The organism is Enterococcus sp. ZQ21, from assembly GCF_030053755.1.
Classification (GTDB): Bacteria; Bacillota; Bacilli; order Lactobacillales; family Enterococcaceae; genus Enterococcus_B; species Enterococcus_B lactis.
In genome coordinates this window covers 814855-830289 of the sequence record NZ_CP125658.1, presented here as the reverse complement: position 1 = coordinate 830289, position 15435 = coordinate 814855, and the positions used below count along the sequence as shown (strand labels likewise).

The following is a 15435-nucleotide window of genomic DNA, read 5'->3' as shown; positions in this document are numbered from 1 at the left end:
TTAAACAAAAAAGGACAAGGCAGACTGCCCAATCCTTTTTTGTTGCTGTCAGATAGAAAACTTAAAGTGTGACTTCTTCTGCTAATAACTCAGGGAACACTTCGTGATCGAATGCTTGCGCTTTGAACATGGCAATTTCTTTTCCATATGGTGCGTAAGCTTTCTTTTTATCTTTACCGACATATGGAGTTTCTAAGATTTTCGAAATGTTGTCAAACATTGGATCATGGACGATTTTGTTCAATGTGTCAAATCCAATTGTTCCAAAACCGATATTGGCATGCCGATCTTTATGAGAACCTTGTGGATTTTTAGAATCGTTGATATGGAGTACTTTAAGCCGATCTAATCCGATGACCTTATCAAACTCTTCCATCACACCTGAAAAATCTTCTTTTATATTATATCCGGCATCATTCGTATGACATGTATCAAAAGTAACGGATAATTTTTCATTCAATTTTACTCCATCGATGATTTGCGCTAATTCCTCAAATGTTCGACCGATTTCCGTACCTTTCCCTGCCATCGTCTCCAAAGCGATCTGTGCCGTCTGTTCTTTTGTCAAAACTTCATTCAAACCCTCAATAATTCTAGCAATCCCAGCTTCTGCCCCTGCTCCTACATGAGCGCCTGGGTGAAGGGTGATTTGAGTAGCACCTAAAGCTTCCGCACGAACAATCTCTTCTCTCAGAAATTGTACAGCAAATGGAAACATTTCTGGTTTGATCGTATTTCCCAAATTAATGATATAGGGCGCATGAACGACGATATTTGTTAGTCCGTTTTCTGCCATAAATGCTTTTCCGGCATCAATATTCATCTCTTCGATAGCTTTTCTTCTAGTATTTTGAGGAGCGCCTGTATAGATCATAAAGGTCGAAGATCCGTAACTGGCTGCTTCTTCTGCCGCGCCTAACAGCATTTTCTTTCCGCTCATGCTGACGTGTGAGCCTAATAACATGGATGGATTCCTCCTTGAAAGGCAATTGTTTCGAACAATTCCTATATATTGATAAGATGATGTACAAAGAAAATGGTTTGTTTTTCTTTGCCCTGTTCTCCATAGTAACTGAAACTTTCTCTAAAGAAAAGCTTAAGAACTCTTTCATAAAAAAGATCATTTCCTCACGTTTTATCTCATTCGAAAAAGAAATTCCTGTCAAAAACAGCCTTGTCTGTTTTTTTGTCCTATTATTTGCTATAATTAGCGAAATAAAACCATTAGTTGAGGTGACCCTTTTGCCACGCAAAAATACTCGAAAAAAACAGAATAGAAGAAAAAAAGAAAAATGGTTTGTTCCTAAGATTATTTTTAGAGTGTTTCAATCATTGACTGTTTTTATTACTGTTCTTCTTTTGTTGTTCGCAGCTCTAGGTATCGGAATAGGTGCTGGCTACTTTGCCTATCTTGTCGAAGACACACAATTGCCGACTAAAAAAGAACTGCAGACAGAACTAGGAAACATTACGGAAACGTCAAAGATTGTTTATGCAGATAATACAGAGATATCAAAAATCCAGACAGATCTGATGCGGACGACTATTTCATCTGATAAGATTTCGCCTTTATTGAAAACCGCGATTATCAGTACAGAAGATGAATACTTCGATAAACACCAAGGTTATGTCCCTAAAGCTGTTTTACGAGCATTAGTTTCAGAAGCTACTGGCATCGGCTCGTCTGGAGGATCCACTTTGACACAGCAATTAGTCAAACAACAGATCCTAACCGATGAAACAACATTCAAACGTAAAGCAAACGAGATCGTTCTTTCTGCACAAGTAGAAAAACACTTTTCAAAAGATGAGATCATTGCTACGTATTTGAATGTCTCGCCATTTGGTCGGAATAATAAGGGGCAAAATATTGCTGGAGTCCAGGAAGCTGCTAGAGGAATCTTTGGTGTAGATGCAAAAGATGTGACTTTGCCACAAGCTGCTTATATCGCTGGTTTGCCTCAAAGCCCTATCACGTATAGTCCCTACACGAATACAGGCGCGCTAAAAGAAGATCTTTCTGCCGGTCTTGCCAGAAAAGATTTTGTTTTATTCAGTATGTACCGTGAAGGACAAATTACGAAAGAACAATACGAAGAAGCGAAAGCCTATGATCTTACAAAAGACTTTCTCCCACAACAAATCGCGGAACAGACTGACAGAGAATTCTTGTATTATACCGTGATGAACGAAGCAACAAGGATTATTGCACAACAATTGGCAGAAAAAGATAATGCTGATATTTCAGATTCATCGGTCAGTGAAGCTTATTATCAAAAAGCACAGCAAACGATCCAAAACAAAGGATATACGATCCATTCGACGATCGATAAAGATATCTATGCTGCATTGCAAACCGGCGTAGAAAATTACGGCTATATGTTAGATGATGGTGCTGGTAGCCAAGTGGAGACTGGAAATGTATTGATGGATAACAGAACCGGACGTATCTATGGATTCGTGGGTGGCCGGAATTACAGCCAGAATCAAAATAACCACGCCTTTGATACAGAACGTCAAGCTGGTTCATCCATCAAACCGGTTCTTGTTTACGGTCCTGCAATCGATATGGGACTTGTCGGATCAGAATCCCGTGTATCAGATTATGCAACGACTTGGCAAGAAGGAGAAAATGCTGGCGAGAAAATCGTCAATGCGACCAATGAAGGGTCGAACACCTTCCAAACCGTCCGTGAGTCACTGGAATGGTCCAACAATATCCCAGCTTATCACTTATACCAAGACGTATTGAATTCCGGTGGATCGAAACAATATGCTTACGAGCACTACTTGGCGAAGATGAACTACCCAGCAAATGATAATTGGGGCGTTGAATCGGCTCCTTTAGGGACAGTAGATGTAACGACGCTTCAACAGACAAATGGATTCCAGGCCTTAGCAAATGGTGGCGTCTACGAAGAAGGCTATATCATTGATTCCATCACAGATAATGCAGGTAATGTGATTTATAAACATGAAAGTAATTCTGTCCGTATTTATTCCGAAGCAACGGCATCGATCATGAATGACATGATGCGCAGTGTGATCAATGAAAAAATCACTACACCATTCAAAGATGTCATCTCAAGCTTAAACGGAAATCTAGGAAAAGCAGATTGGGTCGGAAAAACTGGTTCTACCAATGAATACCGAGATTCATGGCTGATCGTCTCAACTCCATCTATCACTATCAGTAGTTGGGCAGGACACGATGACAATACTGGAATGGACAGCCAAGCAAGGATACGTTCGGCTAATTATCTTGCCAATCTAATCAATCAAGCTTACCAAGCAAACCCTGAGATTTTCGGCACTGATGAGAAATTTGACTTATCATCCGATGTGATGAAGAAAAAAGTATCTGGGTTCACAGGACAAACAGCTGGAAAAGTTACTGTCAATAAAAAATCCATCCAAACGCCAGGAAAAACAGTGGAATCACTTTGGGCAAAAAATGGTCCGAAGAAAAGCGCCTTTAAATTCGGCGTGGGCGGTACCGATGAAAACTATACAGATTACTGGAACACCGCTTCAGCTTATGCTAGAGCGAATCCAGAGACCAAAGAATCAGACGATAAAGATGATTGATCTAATAGATTAATCAGAATTAAAGGGAGCTGCGACAAAAATCTTGTCACAGCTCCCTTTTTCCGAATAAATGGTGTTCAAAAGCTTGCATCTACGATATTAAGACAAATTTATGTAAAAATGTGAAAGGCATTTTCACAAAATTTTTCTATATAACTTTACTAACGAAACTGTTTTAATTTCTTTTCTTGTCTTTGGAATAATTCGGTTAGTTTTTCTGCAAATTGACCTTTTACTGATTCTTTCAAGTGTACATGTCGGTTAGAAAATTCTTGAACAGCTTCTTCTGCAGTCATTTGGTGGTTTTGATCTGTCAATCGTTTTTCTGCCCAAATTTGCTGAGATATCCCCATACCAACTGAACGTACATTTGATCGATGTAGATTTTTCTCTAATTCTTTTAGTAATTGCATTAAAAATTCATTCATAAGATGATTTCTCCATAGTTATTTGTCTGATTTTTTGACGATAGGAACGTTCTAGTTCGTCTTGCTGCTGATAGAGTTTTCGTCGTTCTACTTTCTTTCCAAAAACTATAAGAAAAATAAATCGATTGATCTTGTTTATTAGTCATTAGAATAACTATCCGGTATGAACCCGTCATTTCATTTCGAGCAGATTTTTCAATCTTCACTTCCTTGATATCCGCAAAGGTATTTTTCAGAACTTTGACGGACTGTTTTTCTACTGCGAGTAAATCTTTCTGTCTTTGTGCTTCTCTTTTGTCCATGTAGACTTTCCCTCCGATTCCTAATATGACGATTAACAAAATGGCTAAGCTGCGTTTTCTTATTTTCCGTGACAAGAACGTGCCTCCTTTCTTTTTATGTATGTAAGTATTGACACCTTCATTATTTAAGTACGCGAAAGTTTGCAGGAATTTTTTTATATTTGAAATTTTTCTCCAATTTGCTATGGACGATTGGCGCTGCAGCCATCGCCTGCATGCCATCCAATGAGTCTTTGATTTTTAGGATTTGGAATTTTGTTTCTCCAAAGTTTTTAATGGCGCCTTCTTTGTAACTTTTACTATATTGAGGATGTTTTGGATCTAGCCAATAAACATGTTCACTTATATATCTATACTCTTCGTCTTTTACTGTCACACTTCCTCCGCCTCTCCATTAGAATAAATAACTCTTATTTTAGGAGTAGTAACCCCTTCGTTTTGTATTTCTTCATTTTCTACGCCATAACTGCTAATTTCATTCATTTGTTTTGAAAAAAAATAATCAAAATAAACAGATTTCCCTTCATTATTTGTCATTGTCACAAGTGCACCATAACTTCCGGTGACAGGGTTTTTTTTAAATTCTTCTACCTTCACTTCCTTGATATCCGCAAAGGTATTTTTCAAAACTTTGACTGACTGTTTTTCTACTGCGAGTAAATCTTGCTGTTTTTGCGCTTCTCTTTTGTCCATGTAAAATTTTCCTCCGATTCCTATAGTAAGAATGGTCAAAATGATGACTATGGTCTTTCGTCTTTTCTTAGGCAAATAGAAGTCTCCTTTCGGGTTATGTATGATGGATTATTTCTCCTTTAAGATAAGTACGCAATCGGGCTTGGATTTTTTTGAATTTTTTTAGAGTTACTTATCTACTTTTCTACTTTCTTTTTTATCACGTTTTCATTTTAAAGTAATTTTGATAGTAGTGAACAAAATGTAGCATCTACGCACAGATTGTGTCGTATACGATGGACGTAAGGTTTGTTTCCGCCATTCTCTCTTTTTTTAAAGTCACAAAAAAAAGGGGTTATGACAAAATTTTGTCATAACCCCTTTTCTCGAATAAACGTTGTTCCAGAAGTTGACCACTTTTGGAACAACCTTTAAATGATTGATCTTTTATTATTTAGTTGATCCTTTTTCTTCGATTCCATAAGGCAAGATAATCGTTTTTTCTTCGACTTCTTCTTTATTCATCATTTTCGTCAATAGGCGCATGGATACCGCTCCTAAATCGTATAATGGTTGTGTGATACTTGTCAAACGAGGACGAGCTACTTCTGTCAGTAAAGAATTGTTGCTTGTGATGATTTCGAATTCTTCTGGTACTTTTACGCCGCGGTCTAATAAACCATCCAAGATACCAATGGCTAATTCATCGTCTGAAACATAGACAGCTGTTGCACCGCTATTATGGATCCGGTCAACTAGAGACAGACCATCTTTAAAGTTGTATTGTGCCTCAAAGATTAATCCTTCGCTATATGGTAGATTGTTTTCGCTTAATGCTTCTTTATAGCCTTTTAAACGGTTTTGACCATTGATAGGATCAATCAGCGCACCGCTGACAAAAGCGATTTTTTTATTGCCGCTTTTTGCTAATTTATTTACTGCATCTTTTGTTGCTGATACATAATCAATGTTTACGCTACCTACTTGTTCATCTGGATCAATGGAACCAGCTAGTACAACAGGCGTTTTTGAACGTGAAAATTCTCCACGGATTTCGTCTGTGATATGGTGACCCATAAAGATCACGCCGTCCACTTGCTTAGCCAATAAATTATTCAATACATTGACTTCTTTTTGATCGTTGCCATCTGAGTTTGCTAAGATGATATTGTATTTGTACATTGTTGCCACATCGTCGATACCACGTGCTAAAGAGGCAAAGAACATATTGCTGACATCAGGAATGATTACCCCAACTGTTGTTGTTTTCTTACTTGCCAAGCCACGTGCGACTGCATTTGGACGATAATCCAAGCGATCAATAACTTCCAAGACTTTTTTTCTTGTTGCTGGTTTGACGTTTGGATTGCCATTTACGACACGTGAAACAGTAGCCATCGAAACATTTGCCTCTCTCGCTACATCATAGATAGTGATTGTTTGCTTTTCCATTTGTGTTCTCCTATTCATATTTTATATGTTTTCTGAAAATACGTCTTACATTTCTAAAATAGGATATCAAATAATCTCAACAATTGCAACCGTTTTATCTCTGTTTTCATGAAAATTTTTACTTTTTTCAGTTTTAAGAACGTTGGTCTTTTAATCAATCAGTGGTACAATTATTGAATATAAAATTAATTTAGAAAGTAGGTTGCCAAATGAATAACGTAAAAATCAATGAACTACGTCAATGGATGGCACAACACCAAGTAGAATTGGCTTATATCAGCGACCCTGGCCACATCGCTTACTTTTCCGGATATGAAAGTGATCCTCACGAGCGTGTACTCGCTCTTTTTATCCCTCTTGAACAAGATCCTTTCCTTTTCACTCCTGCTCTGGAAGTTGAAGATGCTCAAAACAGCAGCTGGACGTACGATGTACGTGGCTACTTAGACAGCGAAAACCCTTGGGAGATCATCGGAAAAGAGCTTCGCGCACGCTATGGGCAACCTGGTAATGTAGGGATTGAAAAGAATGCTCTGACTGTCGATCGCTTCGATGCTATCTCTGATATCTTGACATGTACAGATTCTTACACTGATCTAACTTCTATTATCCAGCGTCTGCAACTGATCAAAACGGTAGAAGAAAAAGACAAACTGATCGAAGCTGGTAAATGGGCCGATGTTGCCTTTGAAATTGGCTTCAAAACAGTAAAAGAAGGCATAACTGAACAAGCAATTATCGCAGAAATCGAATACCAATTAAAAAAACAAGGTGTTTCGCAAATGTCTTTTGACACCTTAGTCCTTGCAGGAGCAAATGCTGCAAGCCCTCATGGTACACCAGGAAGCACGAAGGTTTCACCAAATGAACTAGTGTTATTCGATCTTGGCGTTGTTTGGAATGGCTATTGCAGTGATGCTACTCGTACAGTTGCTTATCAAAAACCAACAGAATTCCAAGAAAAAATCTACAACATCACTCTTGAAGCACAGCTTGCCGCACAAGAGGCAGTTCGCCCAGGTGTGACAGCAGGTGAACTTGATCAAATTGCACGAAACGTGATCAACAGCTATGGCTACGGCGAATATTTCAATCACCGTTTAGGTCACGGAATTGGGACAACCGTCCACGAATTTCCTTCTCTTGTAGAAGGAAACGACTTAGTGATCGAAGAAGGGATGTGCTTCTCTCTTGAACCAGGAATCTATATTCCTGAAAAAGTAGGGGTACGTATCGAAGATTGTGTGTATGTGACAAGTGATGGTTGTGTGCCATTCACGACTACACCAAAAGAATTACTTGTTTTAGAGTAATGAAAATAAAAAGGTGAGAGCTGGTCCGCTCTCACCTTTTTATTCTAGAAATGAGTAATCTTAGTGATTGGTAGTCGAATCTGTCATTGTATCTTTCATTTCTTTTTTAGCTTCTTTTGCATCTTCTTTTGCCATTTTCAACATTTCTTTTGTGTCATCTGCAACTGGTTTTGCTTCTGACATTCCTTCATTGACCGTCTCTCCTGCTTTATCTGCAGCATCTTTTACATCGATCATGATATCTTCTGAAGTATCTTTAGCAATACTACCTAATTCGTCTGCTGGTTTTTTCAGATCTTCTGCTGTTTTTTTGAAACGATTAGATAAATCAGCTGATTGTTCTTTGAGGTTTAACAAGATATCATCTGATTCACTTCCTGCTTCCTCTGCTGATTCACTTACCTTTTGCTTAACATTACCTGCTAGATCCCCTGCTTGTTGAGAAAGATCTTGCGCTTTTTCTTTTGCAATGCCTGTTAACTCAGCTGATTTTTCTTTTGCCATATCTGTGTAATCTGAAGCCATGTCCATCAAATCATCTGCTTGAGCAGCCAATTCATCCCGAAGTTCTTTACCAGATTTGGGTGCTAACAATAATGCGGCGATTGCTGCGGCTGTACCTCCAACTACTGCACCTAATAAAAATCCACCTTTTTTAGCCATTCTTATTTTCCTCCTATCGTTTCAGTATGTTTTTTGTTTTTAAAAAATTTCATCGCTGTTCCACCGACTTTTCCGGCAACAGTCGCTTTAGCTGTCGTTTTTCCGATTCCGCCGACTTTCGTCACGATGTTTTTACTAGAATGATTAAGTTCCGATACACTTTCACTTAAATCAGCAACTGCTGTGAACAATGGATCGATCGTTGCGACTTTTCCATTGATATCCAAGAGCAGCTCATTACTTTTGACCAGCAAGCCTTCTACTTGTCTAGATAAAAGATCTACGTCTTTTGTGACGATCTCAATTGTCGTATTTGCTTCTGCGACAGTCTGGTCTACTTTTTCTAAAGTTTTGGAAACTTGCAACAATACGCGAACGATGAAAACGACAAGTATCGCAAAGGCGATTGCTGCGATCAATCCTGCAATTTCTCCTCCTGACATGATCAAACTCCCTTCTTGTCTCTCTTTTCTATAAGGATAGCATTTTCGTGTTTTTTAAACAAATAAAAACGAGCTTCAACTACTTTTTATTCAATTAGCAGCTGAAGCTCGTTAGAAAAAAATGATTATTTTTTCTTTTCTTCTTTGATTTCTGTTATTCCTTTTGGATTATGATCGATCTTGCTTCCTTCTGCTTCTAATGTTTTACCTAAAGACATGATGTATTCACGCAAAGGTGCCCCTACTTCTGGATGTGTCAGACCATATTCAATACTTGTTTTCATAAAACCAAATTTGTCACCAACGTCATAACGTTTACCTGTGAATTTACGGGCAAATACGCGTTGTGTTTTATTCAACGTATCGATTGCGTCAGTTAGTTGGATCTCATTTCCAGCACCTGGTTGTTGTTCTGATAATACATCAAAGATTTCTGGAGTCAATAAGTAACGCCCAATAATAGCTAAATCACTTGGTGCTTTGCTTGGATCTGGTTTTTCAACAAAGTTTTTGACATTGTATAACCCATCTTCCAGTACTTCCCCTGGGTTGATGATTCCGTATTTTGAAGTTTCATCGTGAGGAACTTGCATAACGGCAATCGTAGAAGCGTGTGTACGTTCATAGTCATCGATCAATTGCTGTGTCAATGGTACTTCGTCTTCCATGATATCATCGCCTAGCATAACGACAAACGGTTCATTTCCAATAAAGGCTCTTGCTTGAAGAACGGCGTGTCCTAACCCCTTTGGATGAGATTGACGGATGAAATGCAAGTTGACATCTGTCGTTTCTTCTACTAATTTCAATAATTCGGTTTTTCCTTTTTCACTTAGGTTTGTTTCTAATTCGATATTTGAATCAAAGTGATCTTCGATTGGTCGTTTAGCTTTTCCTGTAACGATCAAGATGTCTTCGATTCCTGATTTCAACGCTTCTTCAACGATGAATTGGATCGTTGGTTTGTCCACGATTGGCAACATTTCCTTTGCCATCGCCTTTGTTGCTGGTAAAAATCTTGTTCCTAATCCTGCTGCTGGAATAACTGCTTTTTTTACTTTCATATACATTCGCTCCTTCAAAAAATTGTTAATGAGAATTCATTTTCTTTTTTCCCATCACGTAACATGATTTCTTTTGCGGCTGTTTTGATTTCTTTTTGTTCATACAGCACTTCATAGATTGTTTGAGTGATGGGCATTTCGATTTCCATCATTTGGGCTAGTTCCATCGCTGCTTGAGTAGTATTCACACCTTCAACGACCATTCCCATATCGGCTAGCACCTCTTCTAGAGGCTGTCCTTGTCCTAACAAGTTGCCTGCGCGCCAGTTTCTGGAATGAACACTTGTGCAAGTAACGACTAGATCGCCTACTCCGCTTAAGCCAATAAAGGTCAGCGGGTTGGCACCCATTGCTACACCTAAACGGCTGATCTCAGCTAATCCGCGCGTCATGATTGCCGCTTTTGCATTATCGCCAAACCCTAAGCCGTGAATAGCACCAGCTCCAATGGCAATAATATTTTTCAAAGCTGCCCCCATCTCTACACCAATCACATCAGGGTTGGTATAGATTCGAAAATAATGGTTCATGAACAGCTCTTGTACATATTTTGCTGCTTTTGCATCTGTGCTTGCCGCTGTGATCGTCGTAATGTCATGCTTTGCTACTTCTTCCGCATGGCTTGGCCCAGAAAGAACAGCAACAGCTTTTCTTTTTTCTGTCGGGATTTCCTCTAACAAGATTTCAGAGATTCTTTTATGCGTTCCCTGTTCTAATCCCTTACTTGCATGGATGATCACTGGCTTCGTATTCAATTTGGCAACTAGTTCTTTTGCAACAGAACGTATCGCTTTCGTCGGGATAACGAATAGTACCGCATCTGCATCTTTTACTGCATCTTCCATATCGGTGAATGCTCGGATGGAATCGGGTAGATGATGATCTGGTAAATAACGTTGATTGGTGTGTTGGGTGTTGATTTCTTCTACTTGTGAAGCACGATGTCCCCAAATCCGAACGTCATGTCCGTTTTCAGCGAGGACTTGTGCTAAAGCAGTCCCCCAAGAGCCTGGTCCTAAAACCGCTACTCTATAATTCATTTTACCACTCCTGAAATTTTTTTCATTTTTAACGCTCTGAAAATCAAATAATTTGTTGATTTTTTCCTAATGAGCGGTCATAATCCGGTAAATTTCCTTTTTTTCTACGCCAAATAAACAGAATCAATGTGCCGACAAATAAAACAGCAGACAATAATTGAGAAATGCGGATCACACCTAAAAAGTAAAGGCTGTCTGTGCGTAATCCTTCGATAAAGAAACGTCCGAAACTATACCACATTAGATAACATAAAAGGACTTCTCCTTTTTTCAAAAGATGCGGTTTCTTCCGCAAAACCAAAAGCAGAATAAATCCAAACAAACTCCAAAGTGATTCATAAAGAAAGGTTGGTTGTCGATAGATCCCTTCGATATACATGTTATCAATGATGAATTGCGGTAAATGCAGACTTTCTAAGAAACTTCGTGTCGTGTCTGGACCATACGCTTCGTGGTTCATGAAATTTCCCCATCGTCCGATTGCCTGCGCCAGTAATACACTTGGTGCAGCGATATCTAAAAAGGTCCACAAAGAAATAAAATGATATTTGGTAAAAAAGTACAGTGTGATTGCACCTGCAATCAATCCCCCGTAAATCGCTAATCCTCCTGAACGGATATTGAATATTTGGATTGGATCAGCTATATATTGGGGAAGATCGAATAAAACATAATACAAGCGGGCACCAATAATGGAAATCGGCAATCCCCACAACATAAAATCTGTCACGTCATCTGCTTTTAATCCTACCCGAACAGCTTCTCTGCTGCTGAGCCACATGGCAATAATGATTCCTGATACGATAATCAATGCATACCAGTAGATAGGAATTCCTACAAGCTCAAAAGCAACTCGATTGATTTGTGCTAACATATTGTCACTCCTTGCTAGTCATTGCCTGAGTTTTCTTCAATCAAGCGACTTAATCTTTCTTCAAATGTTTTCGTTGCGTCAAAGCCCATTGTACGCGCGCGGAAATTCATCGCGGCTACTTCAATGATGATTGCAACGTTTCGTCCTGTTTTGACAGGGATTTTTATTTGTGGAATGCCCACTTCCGCGATTTCAACGGTCGTGTCTTCAGAACCCAAACGGTCGTATTTCTTATCTTTCGCCCATGCTTCTAGATAAACAGCTAACTGGACTTGCATAGAGCCTCGTACCGCACTCGCACCGAAAAGATTCATTACATCTATGATCCCGATCCCTCGAATCTCAATCAGATGTTCCAGGATTTTAGGAGGTTCTCCGATTACCGTCAGTTCATCTTGCTGATAGACATCTACTCGATCGTCTGCGATCAATCGATGTCCGCGCTTAATCAGTTCCAACGCCGTTTCACTTTTCCCTATCCCACTGTCCCCTTGAATTAGTACACCTAATCCGTAGACATCGACTAACACACCGTGGACACTTGTTCGAGGGGCTAAGCGCCCATCTAAATAACTAGATAATTCACCTAGCAGCCGAGACGTTGAGATAGGCGAACGCAGCACAGCTATCCCATTTTCATTGGCTGCTTGGATCATTTCTTCCGGAGCCGGCAATCCTCTTGAAATAATAAATGCGGGCATATCTTCACTACATAATCTTCTCATGATGATCAAACGCTCTTCTGGGATCATCCGTTCCGCAAAACTGATTTCTTTACTGCCAAATAGCTGTAAACGATTATGGGAATAATAATTAAAATAACCGGTCAACTCTAGTCCTGGGCGTGAGATGTCCCCAGTCACGATGACGCGGTCTAAACTTTTCTCGTCGCCTGTGACGATTTCCAAAGATAATTTTTTTACTAATTGGCTAACTTTTACAACTTCTGACATTCATGCTACCTCATTTCTATTAGAGTGTTCTCTATCATTTTATCATTGTCTAGCCAAAAGTACTACCAATTAAAAAAAACGTTTTTATTTAATTACCAATGTAATAGAAAACGCATTCTTGATTCTAAACAAAAAAAGCTGTGCCGAGATCTCGGCACAGCTTTTTTTATTTTCTGCTGTTATGTTCACTAACGATTACATTGACAAGTGACATCAAGATAGCTACGAATAACGCTGCACCAAATGAAGAAAAACTAAAATGTTCTGCTCCTACAAAAAAGGAAGTCATTTTAAGAATCGCTGCATTGATAACAAACGTAAACAATCCCAATGTGACTAATGTAAAGGGCAGGGACAGCATCGTCAAAATCGGTTTGACAAACATGTTCAACACAGATAATACGAAGCTGGCAAGGACGGCTGTCCAAATACTGCTCACATGGACCATCGCAGGAAAAAGAACAGCCAACGATATGAATGTTAACGTATTAACCAAAATACGCTGAAAGTACGACATTAAAAGTCACTCCATTCGTCATCATCGATTTTTTCCGCTTCTTTGCGTTTTTTTGTTTGTTCACGATAATTGTTTTTTTCATAATATGCATTGTTATGTCCATAGTTTGTTCGTGCAGAACGCGCAGATGGGATAATCAAAGCTAATAAAATGTATAAAATGATTGGACTTCCAAAAGCAACTAAGCTTAGGAATACATAAAGCACACGGATAACAGTGGGATCAATCCCGATATATTCCCCAATCCCTGCTAAAGTACCTGTCAAAACAACATTTTTATTGGATTTTGTCAACTTTTTTTTCATCATGTCTCACCTCTGTTCTACTATTTTAAATGAAGAAAATCGTTGTGACAACCTTCTTCTTAATCGGTGTTCAAGAGATAGCCTATCGGCAATAAGGCACAATTTTGTAAAATAGGGGAAGCTATTTTACAAAATCGCTTCTTATTGCTCAAGGCTGAACATCTCTTTCACAACCTCTTTATTTATCTGTATCTTTTAAATAGATACTTCCTGTTGTCGTTGAAAGTTGCACTTGCGCGATCTCATCATCTGAAACACGGCGGAATTGCAACATTTGGTTTGTCCGTTCTTTTTTCTCACGAACTACTTCGTAATTGGACAGACGGCTGTTGATGCTTCCAAGACTTGTTTTAGCGTGTCCTTCCAAACCGATGGTATCTGGTAAAGCAACTTTGACATTCCCGTTCACTGAACTTGCTTCTACTTTTTTCAAATTATCTTCTTTAATCGTAAGACGTACATCACCATTTACTAAAGACACAGAAAGGTTTTCTGGTGTGGCACCAAATGTCACTGTGCCGTTTACTGTTTCGATAATAGAATCTAAGATGTTCCCGTTTCGAATATCGATATTGCCGTTTACACCTTCTACTTCCAACATCGTTGCAGTTAATTGGTTCACGATGATGTTCCCATTCGTAGATTTTGTATAAATATCTTTAGCTTCCAATGTCTCAATCATGATGTTGCCATTTAGAAGTTTGATAGCTGCATGGTCGTATACTCGTTTAGGCAAGTAGAAAACAAGGTCTGCACGCACACGCTTATTTGGAATTTGGAAGGAGATATGATCTTCATTGACCTCGATCTGGCTCCGTTCAGAGAATGCTTCAAATGGTTCAGCACCCATTTTTCCGTAAAGTTTGATCTTAGCTTCCACTTTCACATCATCACTGTCCCACGTTTTTAACGTCACGTTTCCGTTTGCTGCCTTGATATCAAGGATACTTGCTGCAGGAGCTTCATAGTAAAATTCGTGTTCAAATTTCGTTGTCGCAATTCCAGGGACACGTAAGCTGACATCTTTCCATTCCATGTTGTCATTTACAGTTTCTGAAACAGTTTGGAATGTTTTCTTCAAGAATTTGCCTAACTGTGATCCAGCTTCTGACATTTTTTCGCCTACTTGATTCAGCGTATCTGTCGCTTGATCTTTCCAATCATCTGGCAATTCAAACTTATCCGTAAACGTTTCTTTTTTCTCAGACCATTGGTTCTTGCGGATATCTTTTAATTCTGCTTCCAGCTTCAATTGTTCTTCTAATAGTGTATCGCCGGTTGCTTCTAACTCTTTGATTTCTGCTTCTAACGTTTGACGCTGTGCTAATTCTTCTTCTGTCAATTCGCCTAATTCTTCTTTTGTATTCAGCTGCATCAATGCTTCCTGTTTCTCATTACGTGCTGCCTTATTGTCAGCAAATTGAGCATTTACTTCGTCTAGACGCGCCGAAGTTTTATTCGCTTCAGTTGCTAGTTCATCTAAGATCTTTTCTAAGTTTTCTTGATCTTGTCTTTCTTTTTCTTTTGGATCAACTGGCTCAGAAATTCTTTCTTCACCGTTTTCAAGTTCATCGATCAATTGACTTGCCTGATCTTTTTCTTTATGACTAGCAGTTACCTTGTCTGCTTCTTTTTTGATTTGTTTTTCGTCTTTTTCAGTTGCCATGCTTTCTAATAAATCTAAGCCTTCTTCAGTCGAAAGGATTCCTTTTTTCACTAAATCTAAAATACGTTCTCTTTCTTTCATGGAAATTGCCTCCTTAAGCAAAATTGTTTGCAAGCTTTTCCTTACATCCATATTATGCACTGATTCAGTAAAAA

At 38.9% G+C, this 15435-nt stretch carries 17 protein-coding genes; 2 read left to right on the top strand and 15 right to left on the bottom strand.

Annotated features, from left to right (window positions below):
- Positions 1-61: 61 nt before the first annotated feature.
- Positions 62-964, bottom strand: coding sequence for a deoxyribonuclease IV (locus QK255_RS03945; RefSeq protein WP_002291666.1), 903 nt, complete (start codon positions 962-964; stop codon positions 62-64).
- Between the two features lie 278 nt (positions 965-1242).
- On the opposite strand from QK255_RS03945, the gene QK255_RS03940 reads away from it, so the two are divergent.
- A complete protein-coding gene (locus QK255_RS03940) occupies positions 1243-3588 on the top strand; it encodes a transglycosylase domain-containing protein (protein ID WP_002329483.1) in 2346 nt (781 codons plus the stop codon).
- Positions 3589-3749: 161 nt separating this feature from the next.
- On the opposite strand, the gene QK255_RS03935 is transcribed toward QK255_RS03940, so the two are convergent.
- The 5 genes from QK255_RS03935 to ccpA all read right to left on the bottom strand — a co-directional run bounded on the left by QK255_RS03935 (position 3750) and on the right by ccpA (position 6442).
- Positions 3750-4016 carry a hypothetical protein gene (locus QK255_RS03935; RefSeq protein WP_002291663.1) on the bottom strand — a complete coding sequence of 89 codons (267 nt, stop codon included), beginning with the start codon at positions 4014-4016 and terminating at the stop codon, positions 3750-3752.
- Complete coding sequence (locus tag QK255_RS03930; RefSeq protein WP_002291659.1) at positions 4013-4393, bottom strand: hypothetical protein; 381 nt, start codon at positions 4391-4393, stop codon at positions 4013-4015. The genes QK255_RS03935 and QK255_RS03930 overlap by 4 nt, the downstream gene beginning before the upstream one ends.
- A gap of 46 nt (positions 4394-4439) precedes the next feature.
- On the bottom strand, positions 4440-4694 hold the full coding sequence (locus tag QK255_RS03925) for a hypothetical protein (protein ID WP_002291658.1): 255 nt from the start codon (positions 4692-4694) through the stop codon (positions 4440-4442).
- On the bottom strand, positions 4691-5086 hold the full coding sequence (locus QK255_RS03920) for a hypothetical protein (protein ID WP_025477479.1): 396 nt from the start codon (positions 5084-5086) through the stop codon (positions 4691-4693). The genes QK255_RS03925 and QK255_RS03920 overlap by 4 nt, the downstream gene beginning before the upstream one ends.
- A 354-nt stretch (positions 5087-5440) precedes the next feature.
- A complete protein-coding gene (gene ccpA, locus QK255_RS03915; protein ID WP_002291653.1) occupies positions 5441-6442 on the bottom strand; it encodes a catabolite control protein A in 1002 nt (333 codons plus the stop codon).
- A gap of 209 nt (positions 6443-6651) precedes the next feature.
- On the opposite strand from ccpA, the gene QK255_RS03910 reads away from it, so the two are divergent.
- Positions 6652-7755, top strand: a complete 1104-nt coding sequence (locus tag QK255_RS03910; RefSeq protein ID WP_002291651.1) for an aminopeptidase P family protein — start codon at positions 6652-6654, stop codon at positions 7753-7755.
- 60 nt (positions 7756-7815) lie between these two features.
- Here QK255_RS03910 and QK255_RS03905 read toward each other — a convergent pair whose 3' ends face one another.
- From QK255_RS03905 to liaX, 9 genes are all read right to left on the bottom strand, one after another.
- Positions 7816-8418 (bottom strand): YtxH domain-containing protein, encoded by a 603-nt coding sequence (locus QK255_RS03905; RefSeq protein ID WP_002291650.1) that lies wholly within the window; start codon positions 8416-8418, stop codon positions 7816-7818.
- A gap of 2 nt (positions 8419-8420) precedes the next feature.
- On the bottom strand, positions 8421-8861 hold the full coding sequence (locus QK255_RS03900) for a DUF948 domain-containing protein (RefSeq protein ID WP_002291648.1): 441 nt from the start codon (positions 8859-8861) through the stop codon (positions 8421-8423).
- 125 nt (positions 8862-8986) lie between these two features.
- Positions 8987-9925, bottom strand: coding sequence for a UTP--glucose-1-phosphate uridylyltransferase GalU (gene galU / locus QK255_RS03895; protein WP_002291647.1), 939 nt, complete (start codon positions 9923-9925; stop codon positions 8987-8989).
- Positions 9926-9939: 14 nt separating this feature from the next.
- Positions 9940-10965, bottom strand: a complete 1026-nt coding sequence (locus tag QK255_RS03890) for an NAD(P)H-dependent glycerol-3-phosphate dehydrogenase (protein ID WP_002291645.1) — start codon at positions 10963-10965, stop codon at positions 9940-9942.
- Between the two features lie 43 nt (positions 10966-11008).
- The gene (gene lgt, locus QK255_RS03885) at positions 11009-11839 is read right to left on the bottom strand and encodes a prolipoprotein diacylglyceryl transferase (RefSeq protein ID WP_002291644.1); all 831 of its coding nucleotides are present in this window, start codon (positions 11837-11839) and stop codon (positions 11009-11011) included.
- Positions 11840-11853: 14 nt separating this feature from the next.
- Positions 11854-12792, bottom strand: a complete 939-nt coding sequence (gene hprK, locus QK255_RS03880) for an HPr(Ser) kinase/phosphatase (protein ID WP_002289568.1) — start codon at positions 12790-12792, stop codon at positions 11854-11856.
- A gap of 166 nt (positions 12793-12958) precedes the next feature.
- On the bottom strand, positions 12959-13309 hold the full coding sequence (locus QK255_RS03875; RefSeq protein ID WP_283341586.1) for a phage holin family protein: 351 nt from the start codon (positions 13307-13309) through the stop codon (positions 12959-12961).
- On the bottom strand, positions 13309-13617 hold the full coding sequence (locus QK255_RS03870) for a PspC domain-containing protein (protein ID WP_002292752.1): 309 nt from the start codon (positions 13615-13617) through the stop codon (positions 13309-13311). Before QK255_RS03870 ends, QK255_RS03875 begins: the two co-directional genes overlap by 1 nt.
- A 175-nt stretch (positions 13618-13792) precedes the next feature.
- Complete coding sequence (gene liaX / locus QK255_RS03865; protein ID WP_002292753.1) at positions 13793-15361, bottom strand: daptomycin-sensing surface protein LiaX; 1569 nt, start codon at positions 15359-15361, stop codon at positions 13793-13795.
- Positions 15362-15435: the final 74 nt, after the last annotated feature.

Bases quoted from the DNA above. Each gene is read 5' to 3' on its own strand.
- QK255_RS03945 (WP_002291666.1), bottom strand. From the start codon at position 964: ATGTTATTAGGCTCACACGTCAGCATGAGCGGAAAGAAAATGCTGTTA.
- QK255_RS03935 (WP_002291663.1), bottom strand. From the start codon at position 4,016: ATGAATGAATTTTTAATGCAATTACTAAAAGAATTAGAGAAAAATCTA.
- ccpA (WP_002291653.1), bottom strand. From the start codon at position 6,442: ATGGAAAAGCAAACAATCACTATCTATGATGTAGCGAGAGAGGCAAAT.
- QK255_RS03910 (WP_002291651.1), top strand. From the start codon at position 6,652: ATGAATAACGTAAAAATCAATGAACTACGTCAATGGATGGCACAACAC.
- QK255_RS03905 (WP_002291650.1), bottom strand. From the start codon at position 8,418: ATGGCTAAAAAAGGTGGATTTTTATTAGGTGCAGTAGTTGGAGGTACA.
- QK255_RS03900 (WP_002291648.1), bottom strand. From the start codon at position 8,861: ATGTCAGGAGGAGAAATTGCAGGATTGATCGCAGCAATCGCCTTTGCG.
- galU (WP_002291647.1), bottom strand. From the start codon at position 9,925: ATGAAAGTAAAAAAAGCAGTTATTCCAGCAGCAGGATTAGGAACAAGA.
- QK255_RS03890 (WP_002291645.1), bottom strand. From the start codon at position 10,965: ATGAATTATAGAGTAGCGGTTTTAGGACCAGGCTCTTGGGGGACTGCT.
- lgt (WP_002291644.1), bottom strand. From the start codon at position 11,839: ATGTTAGCACAAATCAATCGAGTTGCTTTTGAGCTTGTAGGAATTCCT.
- hprK (WP_002289568.1), bottom strand. From the start codon at position 12,792: ATGTCAGAAGTTGTAAAAGTTAGCCAATTAGTAAAAAAATTATCTTTG.
- QK255_RS03875 (WP_283341586.1), bottom strand. From the start codon at position 13,309: ATGTCGTACTTTCAGCGTATTTTGGTTAATACGTTAACATTCATATCG.
- QK255_RS03870 (WP_002292752.1), bottom strand. From the start codon at position 13,617: ATGATGAAAAAAAAGTTGACAAAATCCAATAAAAATGTTGTTTTGACA.
- liaX (WP_002292753.1), bottom strand. From the start codon at position 15,361: ATGAAAGAAAGAGAACGTATTTTAGATTTAGTGAAAAAAGGAATCCTT.